The sequence below is a fragment of the Staphylococcus ureilyticus genome (genome assembly GCF_025558845.1).
Classification (GTDB): Bacteria; Bacillota; Bacilli; order Staphylococcales; family Staphylococcaceae; genus Staphylococcus; species Staphylococcus ureilyticus.
In genome coordinates this window covers 977,853-992,958 of record NZ_CP094825.1, presented here as the reverse complement: position 1 = coordinate 992,958, position 15,106 = coordinate 977,853, and the positions used below count along the sequence as shown (strand labels likewise).

Here is a 15,106-nt window from a genome sequence, read left to right as displayed (position 1 = left end):
CTTTAGTTAAATACCTTCTTGGGTTTTATTTCATAAGGTTTATCAGGATGTGGTGTGTAAATTGCTAATGCCCTATTTTCTTTTGTGTCAAACATCACAACCAACGTGTTAATAGACTGATCAAATTCATTCTTACTAAATTTTTGACCATTCAATATTTTATTTTTCTGATTTTCGTTTGAAATATTGACTTTTTTCAAACCTCTCAAACCATATTCTATCGGAAAAAGATTTTCTTGTAATGTTTCGTGCTCATGTAGTGATTGTACATGTTCGATTGAAAGGCTATCTTCAATATCAAACCCACCACTTTGTATTCTTGTTAACTTTGACATATGTGCTGGTATATCAAGCATCTTTCCTATATCTGTTGCCAACGTTCTAATATAAGTACCCTTACCACACTTTACTCTGATATCAAATTGACAACCTCGATTTTCAAATCTTAAATCAGACGCTCGTTTAATATCGTAAATCTCAACTTCTCTTGAAGGCCTTTCGACTGTTTCATTTTTTCTTGCATATTCATAAAGCTTTTTACCATTCACCTTTACTGATGAATACATTGGAGGAATTTGCGTAATGACACCTTCAAAACGTGCTATTGCGCTATCAATCTGCGCCTCTATAAGTGTATTTTCCTCAATGTGCTTTTTTTCTAAAATTTCACCTGTCTGATCTTCTGTAGTTGTACTAAACCCTAAATATACAGTTGCAAAATAAGTCTTTCCCATTTCCATAATATAATCGCTTACCTTTGTTGCTGAACCTATACATATGGGTAATACACCTGATACTTCAGGATCTAATGTACCAGTGTGTCCAACCTTTTTTGTTTTTAAAATCTTCCTTAATTTAAATACAACATCATGGCTTGTTAAACCACGTTCTTTATAAACAGGTAAAATACCGTTATACATTTTAATGTCACCTTCAATCGTCCTTTTAATATCATTCCTTATTTATATTAACACGTCTCAATAAATAAATGGTTATAAAAAAGCTGAAACAAATATCTCAATGGGTATTTGTTTCAGCTTTTAAAATTAATCATTTTTGTGTAAATCTTGAATCATCTTTTCAATTTTATTACCGTAGTCTATCGATTCATCGTATTCAAATTTTAAATCTGGAACAATTCTTAAGCGCATTCTTGAACCAATTTCAGATTTTATAAAACCTTTCGCTTTCTCTAAACCTTTAAACGTATCATCAATTTGTTTATCATTTCCAAGTACAGTTAAATAAATTGTTGCAATAGATAAATCATTCGTCAATTGAACTTCTGTTATTGTTAGGAAACCAATTCTAGGGTCCTTGACTTTATTATTAACAATATCCATAATTTCTTGTTTCATTTGTTCGCCAACACGTTCAGCTCTCATATTCATATTATATTTCACCTCACAAATATCATTCATACATGTATATTTATCTTACTTAAAGATTATATGACAGTTCATTTCACAACGTCAAACAAACTTCCTTCTTTTTTACGTTTAAAAATTTAATTACAAATTCATTATAACTCAAAAAGGTAATAGCTCTGAAACAATTAAACATGATTTCATAACAGTTAGGCACAATTATATTTCCAAAGTGTTATAAAATGAAACTTTATTACATTTTTGTTTTTTAAATACAATGATCATTTATGAAAAACTAAGTTTAATTTTATAAAAAGTCACTACTTTAATATCATTTAAGTTTTTAATTTATTTTATAATGTTTTACACATTATAGAAAGTATCATGCTATAATTCAAACTAATAAAAAATGAATTTTTCTATTGAAATGATAAGGAGCGTGTATACTTGGATAAATCAGAAAGACTACTTTATATTTTCACTCGTCTATTTAACGGAAAAAAATTAAGCAAAGAAGAACTTGCACAACAATTAAACGTTAATGTAAGGTCCATACAACGAGATTTTAGTGATATAAATAACTTTTTATATGAAGACCATGAATGGGAAGGGCTAAATGCAAGGATTGTTTATGAAAATAATATAGGCCGACATCGCATTAGTATAGATCGCTATAAATTTAAAAATAATCGGTTACTTAACTTGCTATTTAGGATGAAAAATTTCACACCTCACATTCATATCGATACCTACAATTTAATTAAAGGGCTAAACAGTGATTCGAATCTAGCTGAAAAATTTTTATCTAATACATTACTTAATCAATTTACAATCAATCACGAATTAACAGAATCAACACTTATTTATAAAATTCAACTTGCTATACAAAACAAACAGATTATATTGCTAAATGATGTTGACAATCAAACGTATAAAGTCGTACCGGTATACACAAGATATTTCAAAAATAAATATTGGATTACTTATATATATCAACACGAAATTTTTACACAAGATTTAAACTCAATACATGATATCGAGCAATATGATGAAGCATTTGATGAAAATATCTTTCTGCAAGTTCCAACAGTCATTATGAAATTTCTCCCTTCCATATGGGAACAAATTCAACGGCAATTTATAGTACTAAATTCACAAAATAATGAAGCATTTATTGAAGCAGAACTCATAATCTCAAAAAACGAATGCCTAAATTTAGCATATGAATATCCACAAGAAATCATTTTATTAAAACCAGATCATTATGTAGAAGATTTTAAAAATCAAATCAAATCATTATTCAAGCATTATCATATTTAACTACATATTAAAGGTAACTTTCATATCATTTGAAATGAAAGTTACCTTTTTAGTCAGTTCAATTTTACTAACGCGGTAATGCTTCTTTATATTGAATAGCTTTAAGCTTTCTTATAAAATCTGAATTCCCTAGCTCTCGCTCTTTCTTTTGTTGCTGATTCCACTTATAATAATCTATTTTATTCAATGACTCTTTCTTTTTTAAACGTCTAATATGCTCTTTATAACTCAATACATTACATGCTGTAATATGTCTATTCTGTTTAGATGAAAGCACAAACAAATTGTCAACAAGATATTGATGTAAATCACTATTAGTAAAATTTTTAAAGATTGAAATAAAGAGTTCTTCTTCACTAACAATATAAATTCGACGCTTATCATCATTTATAATTTTTAGTAAGAGTTCAAAATTCATAACTTGTGACGGTAGATAATGATTAAATGTTAAAAAATCTTTTGGTATACCTGCTGTATGACCAGTTTGATATGGAAAGAAATTCATAACCATCACTCTATTGGGATTAATATTGAATTGCTTCAAAATTGATCCGTTACTATATATATATTTCTTAAACCAACAATGATGATCTATATAAGGAATAAATACCTTATGACCGTTTAAATTCAATTTACCTTGTATGTCTTGCAATATTCTATTACGGTAATGTACTACCATATCATCTGGTAAGGTAGGATCATTAATTATAAAATCATTTTCCGCCTTTTTTTTCAATATTACAATATCTGCTCTTTCAGGATTTCCAAAATACGGTCTTGCTATGGCTGGACTTAATTCTGCTTCATTTTGGACAATTCGTTGTCTATGCTTATTGATTTTTACTTTTCCATTTGCAAAATCAATCAACTTTTTAAATCTTGGTATGTTACTAAAATCTTCACCAAAATTTCTTTTTAAATATGCTAAATCTTGAGGGTGTAGAAAAGCAGTCATGTCATGTCTTTCTCTGATTTCATTTAAAGTTTCTAAATCATAAATAGAGTTATATTGATCCAAGTATTCTTGCCAAAATTCATTTATTTCTTTTAAATATTCACTCATCACTTATAACCTCCTATTTATGCTAAGTTTAATTAAGTACATAGACAGTTAGTGTCCATATTGAAATAACAAGCAATTTTACTAAAAAATTTTTAACTGGTTTACAATGCTTAATAAATGGCTAATTTTACAAGTAACTATGCACTTAAAACAAAACATTATATTAAATTATAAAAATAAACAATTTTTTCAAATGCTTCAAAGCCACACCTTCTCTTACCCAAAAGATAACATATTTAAAATAAAAAAACCGTAAGCTAACATGATAAATTAGCCTACGGTTTAAAATTTTTGTATTTTCTTAAGATAACTGTCTTTATCTTTTAATTTCAACCATTTCGAAAGCTTCTATTATGTCGCCTTCTTTTAGGTCGTTATATTTTTCAATCGTAATACCACATTCATAGCCTTGAGCTACTTCTTTTGCATCGTCTTTATAACGTTTTAATGTGTCCAGTTCACCTTCAAATTGGACGATACCATCTCTGATAACACGGACACCCGCATTTCTCGTAATCTTACCATCTGTGACATAACTACCAGCTATTGTACCCACTTTTGAAACTTTAAATGTTTGGCGCACTTCTGCTTGGCCAATCACTTGTTCTTCATATTCTGGATCTAGTAAGCCTTTCATTGCAGCTTCTATTTCTTCAATAACACTATAAATAACACGGTGTAATCTCATATCTACACCTTCTGTTTCGGCTGCACGTTTGGCACCAGTATCCGGTCTTACGTTAAAGCCGATGATGATACCATTTGACGCATTCGCTAAAGTTACATCAGATTCATTAATCGCACCTACTGCAGTATGAATTATGCGAACATTAACGCCTTCTACTTCAATTTTCATTAGTGAAGCTGCAAGTGCTTCGACAGAACCTTGAACATCACCTTTAATGATGACATTTAAATCTTTCATTTCACCTTGTTTCATTTGTTCAAATAAATTATCTAGTGAAACGCTCTTACTTTCTTGACGTTGTTGTAAAACATTAGCTTCATGACGTGCTTCACCAATACGTCTTGCTTGTTTCTCATCTTTAAACACAACAAAACGATCCCCAGCTTGTGGTACATCATGAATACCTGTGATTTCAACAGGCGTAGACGGTTCTGCAGATTTAATTCTTTGTCCTAAATCATTAACCATCGCACGAATTCTACCATACGTATTACCAACAACCAAAGCATCTCCAACATGCAGTGTACCATTTTGCACTAGAAGTGATGCAGATGGACCACGTGACTTATCTAATTCTGCTTCTATCACTGTACCTACTGCTTTTTTAGCAGGATTTGCTTTTAGTTCTTGAATTTCAGATGTAAGCACAATCATTTCTATTAAATCATCTATACCATCGCCACTTAAAGCAGAAAGCGGTACGAAAATTGTATCGCCACCCCAATCTTCTGGAATTAAACCGTATTCTGTCAATTCTTGCATTACTCGATCAGGGTTAGCAGTTGGTTTATCAACTTTATTGACTGCTACAATCGTTGGTACGTTCGCTTCTTTGGCATGGTTGATTGCTTCTATCGTTTGAGGCATTACACCATCATCTGCTGCTACAACTAAAATTGTAATATCAGTTACTTGCGCACCACGTGCACGCATTGTTGTGAATGCAGCATGTCCTGGTGTATCAAGGAAAGTGATTTTTTTGCCATCATTTTCAATTTGATAAGCACCGATATGTTGTGTAATACCACCAGCTTCACCTGCTGTTACTTGTGTGTGACGGATAGAATCCAATAACGTTGTTTTACCATGATCAACGTGTCCCATAATAGTAACAACTGCTGGTCTTTCTACTGCATCTTCATCTTCAGATTCATCATCAAAGTAAATTGATAAATCTTCTTCATCAACAACAACTTCTTTTTCAACTTCAACACCATAATCATCAGCAATTAATTCTAAAGTTTCATCATCTAATGCTTGATTTATGTTAGCCATGATGCCTAATAAGAATAACTTTTTAATTATTTCTGAAGAATCAACATTGATTTTTTCAGCAAGTTCTCCAACTGTGATACCTTCTTGATAAGTGATGTGTGAAGGTATTTCTTTTGGTTCTTCTTGTTTAGTTTGTTTATTTTTGTTGTTGTTTTTGCTGTTTTTCTTATTTTTGTTGTTATTTTTGTTGTTATTTTTGTTGTTATTTTTGTTGTTTTGATTATTATCTTTTTTATTAGCATTAGACTTGTTATTTGATGGTTTTTGTTGATTTTGACCTTGTTGTTTATTTTCTGATGCATTCGATTTCTCTGGTTTATAAACCTTATCTAATGCCTTGATTTGGTCATCTTCTAACGTTTGCATATGGCTCGTTACCTCAACGTCCATTTTCTTTAACTCATCTATAATATCTTTACTTTTTAATTTTAAATCTTTGGCGTATTCGTAAATTCTTATTTTACTCATATAGTCACTCCTTACGATATTCATCTATCATTGACACTAACTTTTTAGCAAAGCCTTGATCAGTGATTCCAATGTTAACTCGTTCTGCTTTACCTAAAGCTTGTCCTAATTCAGCTCTTGTTCCAAATATGCGAAATGATATATGGTAACTTTCACACTTGCTCTGAAACTTTGTCTTTGTATTTTCAGAAGCATCAGTTGCAATAATTACGAGCTTTAACCTATTTTTCTTAATGTCATTTAAAATGACCGATTCACCTGTTTTTACTTTTCCAGCACGCATTGCTAAACCTAAAAAATTTACGATTTTCTCTATAGTCATTTAGGTATCTCTTCGCGATAAATAAGACGTATAATTTCCTTATATACAGGATCTAGAGTTTCTGCATCAACTTTAAAGTATTTTTCTAATACACCTTGTTTTTGTGCATCTTCTACTAATTTAACATCTTTTGATACATATGCACCACGACCTTGTTGTTTTCCTGTAGCATCAGCAAAAATTTCGCCTTCTTTATTAATAACAACTCGAATCATATCTTTTTTTGGATGCATTTCATTTGAAAGTATACATTTACGCATTGGAATTTTTTTCTTTTTCATAAAAGCTCACTCCAAATTATTTTTCAGCGTCATCTTCATCTATGCTATCTGTTTCATCATCCGTTTTTAAGTCATGCGTTTCAATATTCACATCTTCCAAATCAATGTTTGTATCCTGTTCAATATTTTCATCTTCTTCTATTTCTAGTGCTTCGTCTGTCGGATAAACACCTTCAGCTCTAGCATCACTTTCTGATTTAATATCAATTTTCCAACCAGTTAATTTCGCAGCTAAACGTGCGTTTTGTCCACGCTTACCAATCGCTAATGATAATTGATAATCAGGCACAACTACAATAGTTGATTGGTTTGCTTCATCAACAATCACTTGTAGTACTTGAGATGGACTTAAAGCATTTTTAACAAAGACCTTCGGATCTTCATTCCATTGAACAATGTCAATTTTTTCGCCACCTAATTCTTCTACAACCGCTTCAACACGAGAACCTTTAGCACCCACACATGCACCTACTGCATCGATATCTGGGTTATCTGAATGAACACTGATTTTAGAGCGGTCTCCTGCTTCACGTGCCACAGATTTTACAATGACTGTACCGTCAAAAATCTCTGGTACTTCTTGTTCAAATAAACGTTTGAGTAATCCTGGATGGCTACGAGAAACGTAAATTTGCGGTCCTTTTGTCGTTTGCTCTACTTTATTGACATACACTCTAATTCTTTCATTAGGAATATAACTATCATTAGGGCTTCTTTCAGCCTCAGATAATACAGCTTCTGTACGTCCTAAATTAACATAAACATAGCGGTGATCTACTCTATCAATAAGACCATTAACAATATCATCTTCTTTATCGATAAATTCATCATATAATATTTCACGTTCAGCATCACGTAAACGCTGCATTACTGCTTGTTTCGCAGCTTGTGCACCTACACGCCCAAAGTCACTTGGTGTTACATCTTCTTCGTATATATCACCAACTTCATATGCTGGGTTTTTAACTAGCGCTGTACTTAAGTCGATTTCTTCTCTATTATCCATTACTTCTTCTACGACTTGTTTACGAGCAATTACATGAAATGTACCTTCATCCATGTTTAACTCAACGCGTACACTTCTTGCACTGTCATAGTTCTTTTTATATGCAGTAATTAGCGCTGCTTCAATTGCATCAATTAATACTTCTCTTGGAATCTTTTTTTCTTTTTCTAAATATTCAGTTGCTAATAATAATTCATTACTTGACACGACTTATCATCCTCCTCATCACATTAAAGCATTACAGCATGACGTGCTTTAGCGATTTTATTTCTTGGAATTTCAACTTGTTTCTTCTTTGACTTTTCTTTTACTTCCATAATAATCGTTTCACTTGTTACTTCTTTTAAGATACCTAACCATTCTTTTCCACCTTCAATTGGCGCATATAAAGAAACGTATATTGGTTTTGTAACAGCATTTTGGAAATCTTTTTCTTTTTTTATAGGTCTTTCAGCACCTGGAGAAGCTACATCTAAATAATACATTTCTTGAATAGGATCTTCTTCATCCATAATTTCACTAATCTTTTCAGAAGCTAAGGCACAATCGTTTAAATCGACGCCACCTTCTTTATCAATGGATACTCTTAAGAAGTAATCTTTTCCTTCTTTTGTGTATTCGACTTCAACTAATTCAAAATTTAAGTCGTTAAGGACGGGTTGAATAATTGATTCAACTTGCTCAGTTACTTTACTCATACTGACCTCCTTTTTTGGCAAATAGAAAAGAGCGGGTATAACGCCCACTCTTCCTGCCTGAGTCTAATTTTTTAAGCAACATTATTATACCATATGTTTATTTCCTATACAAACAACTATATATTTTCATATAGTATGACAATAACTAATATCAAAATTTTATACATTTAACATTTTTTATTCCATGCCTACCAATATATTGCTCGATTACATATCAAATATTGATAATTGTGCTTTATCTGGCAAGTTAGGTAATGAACCAAGTTCATCTAAATACTCGATGACTTTTTGTGACAACCCAGCTTTTTTATTTAAATCTTCTTTTGATAAAAACGGTCCTTCTTCGCGTGCTTCAACAATACGTTGTGCAACGTTTTCACCTAATCCAGGAACAGCGATAAATGGCGGAATCAAACTATCACCTTCAATGATAAAATCAAATGCTTTACTTTTCTCTAAACTAATTGGTTGCATACGATAACCGCGTTGCGCCATTTCGTTCATGATTTCTAATACGGTTAATGTATCTTTTTCTTTTTTTGCTAAATCCATATAACGAGAATACATATCGTTTACTGTATTTCGAATACTTTCTTTATCCTTAATCATTGAAATTAAATCAAAATCAGATGCACGTACCGTAAAGTAACTTGCATAATAATAAAGTGGATAATGAACTTTGAAATACGCAATACGTACTGCCATCAATACATATGCTGCCGCATGGGCTTTAGGGAACATGTATTTAATTTTTCTACATGAATCTAAATACCAATCTGGCACTTCATTGTCTACCATTGCTTCAACCATATCGTCAGTTAGCCCTTTACCTTTACGTACAAATTCCATTGTCTTGAAGGCGAGTGAAGGCTCTAAACCGTTATACATTAAATAAACCATAATATCATCACGACAACAAATAACACTTGATAAATCACAAGTTCCTGAGCGTATTAAATCTTGTGCGTTACCTAGCCAAACATCCGTACCATGTGATAATCCAGATATTCTTACTAACTCTGAAAATGTAGTTGGCTTGGTATCTTCTAACATTTGGCGCACAAATCCTGTACCGAATTCTGGCACACCAAATGTTCCAGTTTTACATAAAATTTGTTCTGAAGTTACACCTAAAGGTTCTGGCGAACTAAAAATACCCATAGTTTCCTTATCATCGACAGGTATCGTTTTAGGATCAATACCTGATAAATCCTGCAGCATACGAATCATCGTCGGATCATCATGTCCTAATATATCCAGTTTCAAAACGTTATCATGTATTGAATGGAAATCAAAATGAGTCGTCATCCAAGCCGATGATTGATCATCTGCCGGAAATTGAACAGGTGTAAAATCGTAGATATCCATATAATCTGGTACAACGATGATGCCTCCAGGGTGTTGTCCTGTTGTACGTTTTACACCAGTACAACCTTTTACGAGTCTATCAACTTCAGCGCCTCTTTTGTGAATACCTTGATCATTTAAAAATCCTTTCACAAAACCGAAAGCTGTTTTTTCAGCCACCGTACCAATTGTACCTGCACGAAATACTTTATCTTCACCAAATAATTCTTTTGTATAATTATGAGCTTGTGGTTGATATTCACCACTAAAGTTCAAGTCGATATCAGGAACCTTATCACCTTTAAAACCTAAGAAAGTTTCAAAAGGAATATCCTGGCCTTCTTTAATTAAATCACATCCACATGTGGCACATTTTTTATCTGGTAAATCAAAACCAGAACCAACGGATCCATCGTTAAAGAACTCACTTTCTTTACATTCTGGACAAATATAATGTGGAGGTAATGGGTTAACTTCTGTAATTTCAGTCATTGTCGCTACAAAACTCGAACCTACAGAGCCACGTGATCCAACTAGATAACCGTCATCTAATGATTTTTTAACCAGTCTTTGTGAAATTAAATATATCACAGAAAAACCATTCCCAATGATACTTTCAAGCTCTTTCTCTAATCGGTCAATTACAATTTGTGGTAAATCTTCACCATACAATGCTCTGGCGTTAGCATAACTCATATCTCGTATTTCATCATTAGCACCTTCCATGCGGGGCGTATACAATTCATCCTTTATCGGAACTACGCGTTCGATACGGTCTGCTAAGTCATTTGTATTTTTCACAACTAATTCATGTGCTTTTGCTTCACCTAAGAAATGTAATTCATCTAACATTTCATCCGTTGTTCTAAAGTGCGCCTCAGGTAAAGTACTACGATTTAACGGGTTACCTGGCTGTGACGCTATTAAAATTTTACGTGCAATACCATCATGTTCATTTAGATAATGCGCGTTTCCTGTTGCAATAACAGGTATATCATTCACATCTCCAGCTTGGATGAGACGTTGATAAATTTCATGTAATGTTTCATTATCTCTCACCAATTCTCTATCTATTAAATCTTGGTATAATGCAGGTGGTTGTACTTCAATAAAATCATAGTATTTTGCTATTCTTTCCACTTGAGATTGGTCTTTTTGCATTACTGCAGTAAATACTTCACCTTCATCACATGCGGAACCAACAAGAATACCTTCTCGATATTCATCTAAAAGTGAACGTGGAATTCTAGGTGTTCTATAATAATATTTAACTAAAGATGCGCTTACTATTTTAAATAAGTTCTTTAAGCCCTGTTGATTTTGCACAATAAGTGTTACGTGATTTGGGCGAGCACGTTTATAAGCGTCTTCATTTGATAAAGACTTATTAATATCTTGATGATTATAAACTTCTGCTTCTTCTAATTGTTTTAACATCTTTATAAAAATATAAGCTGTTGCTTCAGTATCATAAATCGCTCTGTGATGTTGTGTTAAATCTACACCATATTTTTTAGCTAAAAAGTTCAGACCATGTTTTCCATATTCAGTGTTGATGGTTCTAGAAAGTTCAAGTGTATCTATCACACCGTTAGTTGATGCGCCTAGGCCAGTTTTTTCATAACCGGTATCAATGAACCCCATATCAAATGATGCATTATGTGCTACAAATATCGCGTCACCGACCCACGCTTTAAACTCGGTTAAAACAGTTTCAATTTCAGGTGCATTGACGAGCATATCGTCTGTGATATGCGTTAAATTCTTGATTGTTTCAGATAAACGTTCGTGTGGATTACTAAAACGTTCAAACTTATCAATAATTTCTCCTTCTTGTACTTTTACAGCTGCGAGTTCGATAATTTTATCATACTGATTAGATAGACCTGTTGTTTCAACGTCAAAAACAACATATGTTGCAGTTTTTAAATCAATGTCTTGAGGCTTATACGCTATGGGCACACCATCATCGACCAACATGCCTTCCATGCCATAAATCATTTTAATATCATTTTTTTCTGCTGCAGCATGCGCATCTGGAAATGCTTGAACCACATTATGATCAGTAATTGCAATAGCTTTGTGACCCCATTTAGCTGCTTGTTCTACATATGCACTTATATTCGGAATGCCGTCCATCTGACTCATGGACGAATGCAAGTGAAATTCTACGCGTTTTTCATCTGCTTTATCTTGTTTAACTGCTTTTTTTATTTCTTCTATATCAGACATCATCATGACTAAATCACGTACGAATGTATCTTCTTCTATTCTACCTTGTGCTCGAACCCATTTACCGACACTGAGAGCTTTAAAATGAGCTAAATCATCTTTATTTTTTCTAGTGAACATTTTCAATACTAAGGAGTCTGTATAGTCTGTAACTTTTAGTTCTACTATATGGCGTCCACTTTTCAATTCTTTTAAATTAATATCAAAGATAACACCTTCAACTGCAACTTTAAATTCTTCTTCAATAATCGATTCAATAGGTTTTACATTTTCTATTTGAATTGGTTTTCCAATTTGACATTTAGCTACAGTACTTTCATTATTATCTTGTTGTTTAGCTTTTTCAGCACGCATCTTTTCTAACTTTTCAGTGGCTTCACGTGCACTTTGCTCATCTTCTTGTTGAATGTGTGCTTCTAACGATGCCAAGTCGTCTCCATTTGATGTATGGTCTGTTTCAAAAATGATACTACTGATTGCAAAACCACATTGTTGAAATGCTTTAATCAAACTTCCATTGCACGCTTTGTCAAAATGATCTCGCTCTATATCATTCTGACACATGACTTTGAGCACATCCCCTGACATAATTAAGCGTTTTTGCTTAAGCTGACCTTTTACTTTAGGTGATAATTTTGTTTGGTCAATGCAATAACTAAAGTATTTCAATGCATATTCATCTTGATTCGCTTTATTTGCGATTGTAAAATTACAATCCACTTTAGCGATTGTTTTAAATTCTTCAGTAATTGCATTCATAAATAACAGATAGTCTTCAAATGGTAAAAAATATGGAAATGTTATCTGAAATACCCAGGTACGATCAGTTGTTTTAACATCTACACGCGTTAATTCACTTTGTGCTAAAATTTCTGGATCCAAATGATCTGCAATTTTAATTTGATCAGCTAAGATCTTGAATTTTTCTTGATTTGTCATTGACATGACGATAACCACCTTACTATTAATTACACTACGTTACTAATTCATATAATTTCTTTAACTGTCGCGTATGTATTTTGTACATTATCTATCTTATAACGTAAAACCTTTAATTTCTAATACTTAAACTTTACTATTTTTACATTATGGTTTCTTATCATAAATAAGAGCGGGAATGAAATCAAACATGATTCATTCGATTTCGCTTTCCCGCTCACTAATTAAGGGTGATCAAACATTAAAGTACAGGTTAAACTAAAAGTTTCATCTAATACTTTTAGCAATGATATGCATTTATATAAAGTATATGCGTATTAAGGCTTTAACTTACATCTTAATTTTAGCAACGTATATGAGAGCAATCACTTTTTTAAGTTGACTGTTGACTTATATACTTAGGTATAAGTCATTAATATAACTATTTAAGTTATCAATTTGAACATCTTCACTTTCACCTGTATCACGTCGTTTAACTTCTACGATACCTTCAGCAGCATTTTTACCAACTACTACTCTAATTGGTAATCCTATTAAATCGGCATCATTAAATTTAACACCTGCACGTTCTTTACGGTCATCATAAAGTACATCATATGTTTCTTTTAATTGTTTATATAATTGATCAGCCAATTCACGTTGTTCTTCTTTTTTAGGATTGATTGTAATTAAATGTAAATCAAATGGCGTTACTGATTTCGGCCATATAATACCATTTTTGTCATTATTTTGCTCAACAATCGCACTTAAAGTCCTAGAAATACCTATACCATAACATCCCATTAATAAAGGTTTAGCTTTACCTTGATTATCCAGGAATGTTGCATTCATTGCTTCAGAATATTTAGTACCAAGTTTAAATACCTGCCCAACTTCAATTCCTTCGGCAAATTTAGCATCACCTGATCCATCAGCTAAAGGTTCTCCTTCTAAAATAAATCTAAAGTCTCCATAAGCTTCGATTTCAAAGTCACGCCCTACATTTGCATTCAATAAATGGTAACCATCTTCATTAGCACCTACAACAATATTATTTAAATCTTTTATAAAATTATCAGCATATACTTTGATATTTTTATCGAAAATAGGACCAAGTGAACCAGGAGATGCACCTAATAAATTTTTAATTTCATCTTCTGTAGCTAATTCGATGTGATCCGTACCAAAGAACGCTTTTAATTTCACATCATTAATTTCATGGTGACCACGTACAAGTACCATAATAAATTCACCATCAACATTAAATACCATGGATTTTGTGATTTCATCCAGTGGTTTTTCTAAAAATGTTGCTAATGCTTGTGCTGTATGTACTTGAGGTGTTTCTATTTTTGTTAATGACGCTACCTCATCATGCTTTTCATTAGGATGATATACAACCTCAGCTTTTTCAATATTAGCTGCATAATCACTATTTTCACTATAAACTATTGTGTCTTCACCAATTTCACTTAAAGCCATAAATTCATGTGTATGACTGCCACCAATAGCACCTGAATCTGCAACTACTGGTCGCGCATTTATTCCGACACGTTTAAATATGCGGTCATATGCGTGATACATATCTTGGTATGTTTCATCTAATGAAGTCTCATCAGCATGAAATGAATATGCATCTTTCATAATAAATTCACGACCACGTAACAATCCAAAGCGCGGGCGTTTTTCATCTCTAAATTTAGATTGTATTTGGAATAAAGTAAGTGGTAATTGTTTATATGATTTAAGTTCATCTCTGATTACAGATGTTATAAGTTCTTCATGTGTTGGTCCAAGTGCAAACTCACGACCATGTCTGTCTTTCAAACGCATCAATTCTGGACCATATGCACTCCAACGACCGGATTCTTCCCATAGTTCTGCTTTTTGTAACGCTGGCATTAAAATTTCCACAGCGTCGATACGTTCCATTTCTTGTCTTACAATACTTTCAATGTTATTCAAAACTTTAGCAGCTAACGGTAAATAGCTATAAATGCCACTCGTACTTTGTTTGATTAATCCTGCTTTTAACAAAAGTCTATGACTCAAAGCTTCAGCTGCTGCAGGTACTTCTTTCATCGTTGGTATAAATACTTTAGATTGTTTCATTTACATGCT

11 protein-coding genes are annotated in these 15,106 nt (G+C 32.5%); 1 reads left to right on the top strand and 10 read right to left on the bottom strand.

Going from position 1 to position 15,106, the window contains the following annotated elements; all coding sequences use genetic code 11:
• Window positions 1-2: 2 nt before the first annotated feature.
• Window positions 3-920 carry a tRNA pseudouridine(55) synthase TruB gene (truB, locus tag MUA21_RS04795; RefSeq protein ID WP_107525969.1) on the bottom strand — a complete coding sequence of 306 codons (918 nt, stop codon included), beginning with the start codon at window positions 918-920 and terminating at the stop codon, window positions 3-5.
• Between the two features lie 126 nt (window positions 921-1,046).
• A complete protein-coding gene (gene rbfA / locus MUA21_RS04790; RefSeq protein WP_019468695.1) occupies window positions 1,047-1,391 on the bottom strand; it encodes a 30S ribosome-binding factor RbfA in 345 nt (114 codons plus the stop codon).
• 423 nt (window positions 1,392-1,814) lie between these two features.
• On the opposite strand from rbfA, the gene MUA21_RS04785 reads away from it, so the two are divergent.
• Window positions 1,815-2,687 carry an HTH domain-containing protein gene (locus MUA21_RS04785; RefSeq protein ID WP_262561979.1) on the top strand — a complete coding sequence of 291 codons (873 nt, stop codon included), beginning with the start codon at window positions 1,815-1,817 and terminating at the stop codon, window positions 2,685-2,687.
• A 67-nt stretch (window positions 2,688-2,754) separates the two neighbouring features.
• Here MUA21_RS04785 and MUA21_RS04780 read toward each other — a convergent pair whose 3' ends face one another.
• The 8 genes from MUA21_RS04780 to MUA21_RS04745 form a co-directional block, all read right to left on the bottom strand.
• On the bottom strand, window positions 2,755-3,750 hold the full coding sequence (locus tag MUA21_RS04780) for a hypothetical protein (protein WP_225309919.1): 996 nt from the start codon (window positions 3,748-3,750) through the stop codon (window positions 2,755-2,757).
• 316 nt (window positions 3,751-4,066) lie between these two features.
• A complete protein-coding gene (gene infB, locus MUA21_RS04775; protein WP_107525971.1) occupies window positions 4,067-6,181 on the bottom strand; it encodes a translation initiation factor IF-2 in 2,115 nt (704 codons plus the stop codon).
• A 4-nt stretch (window positions 6,182-6,185) separates the two neighbouring features.
• Complete coding sequence (locus tag MUA21_RS04770; RefSeq protein WP_046208627.1) at window positions 6,186-6,503, bottom strand: L7Ae/L30e/S12e/Gadd45 family ribosomal protein; 318 nt, start codon at window positions 6,501-6,503, stop codon at window positions 6,186-6,188.
• On the bottom strand, window positions 6,500-6,784 hold the full coding sequence (gene rnpM / locus MUA21_RS04765) for an RNase P modulator RnpM (RefSeq protein ID WP_046208628.1): 285 nt from the start codon (window positions 6,782-6,784) through the stop codon (window positions 6,500-6,502). The genes MUA21_RS04770 and rnpM overlap by 4 nt, the downstream gene beginning before the upstream one ends.
• A gap of 16 nt (window positions 6,785-6,800) precedes the next feature.
• Window positions 6,801-7,997, bottom strand: coding sequence for a transcription termination factor NusA (gene nusA, locus MUA21_RS04760; RefSeq protein WP_046208629.1), 1,197 nt, complete (start codon window positions 7,995-7,997; stop codon window positions 6,801-6,803).
• A gap of 23 nt (window positions 7,998-8,020) precedes the next feature.
• Complete coding sequence (rimP, locus tag MUA21_RS04755; RefSeq protein ID WP_046208630.1) at window positions 8,021-8,488, bottom strand: ribosome maturation factor RimP; 468 nt, start codon at window positions 8,486-8,488, stop codon at window positions 8,021-8,023.
• 207 nt (window positions 8,489-8,695) lie between these two features.
• Window positions 8,696-13,012 carry a PolC-type DNA polymerase III gene (locus MUA21_RS04750; protein WP_262561978.1) on the bottom strand — a complete coding sequence of 1,439 codons (4,317 nt, stop codon included), beginning with the start codon at window positions 13,010-13,012 and terminating at the stop codon, window positions 8,696-8,698.
• 384 nt (window positions 13,013-13,396) lie between these two features.
• On the bottom strand, window positions 13,397-15,097 hold the full coding sequence (locus MUA21_RS04745; RefSeq protein ID WP_107525973.1) for a proline--tRNA ligase: 1,701 nt from the start codon (window positions 15,095-15,097) through the stop codon (window positions 13,397-13,399).
• Between the last annotated feature and the right edge of the window lie 9 nt (window positions 15,098-15,106).

Coding starts and splice junctions, on each gene's coding strand:
- truB (WP_107525969.1), bottom strand. CDS start 920: ATGTATAACGGTATTTTACCTGTTTATAAAGAACGTGGTTTAACAAGC.
- rbfA (WP_019468695.1), bottom strand. CDS start 1,391: ATGAATATGAGAGCTGAACGTGTTGGCGAACAAATGAAACAAGAAATT.
- MUA21_RS04780 (WP_225309919.1), bottom strand. CDS start 3,750: ATGAGTGAATATTTAAAAGAAATAAATGAATTTTGGCAAGAATACTTG.
- infB (WP_107525971.1), bottom strand. CDS start 6,181: ATGAGTAAAATAAGAATTTACGAATACGCCAAAGATTTAAAATTAAAA.
- MUA21_RS04770 (WP_046208627.1), bottom strand. CDS start 6,503: ATGACTATAGAGAAAATCGTAAATTTTTTAGGTTTAGCAATGCGTGCT.
- rnpM (WP_046208628.1), bottom strand. CDS start 6,784: ATGAAAAAGAAAAAAATTCCAATGCGTAAATGTATACTTTCAAATGAA.
- rimP (WP_046208630.1), bottom strand. CDS start 8,488: ATGAGTAAAGTAACTGAGCAAGTTGAATCAATTATTCAACCCGTCCTT.
- MUA21_RS04750 (WP_262561978.1), bottom strand. CDS start 13,012: ATGTCAATGACAAATCAAGAAAAATTCAAGATCTTAGCTGATCAAATT.
- MUA21_RS04745 (WP_107525973.1), bottom strand. CDS start 15,097: ATGAAACAATCTAAAGTATTTATACCAACGATGAAAGAAGTACCTGCA.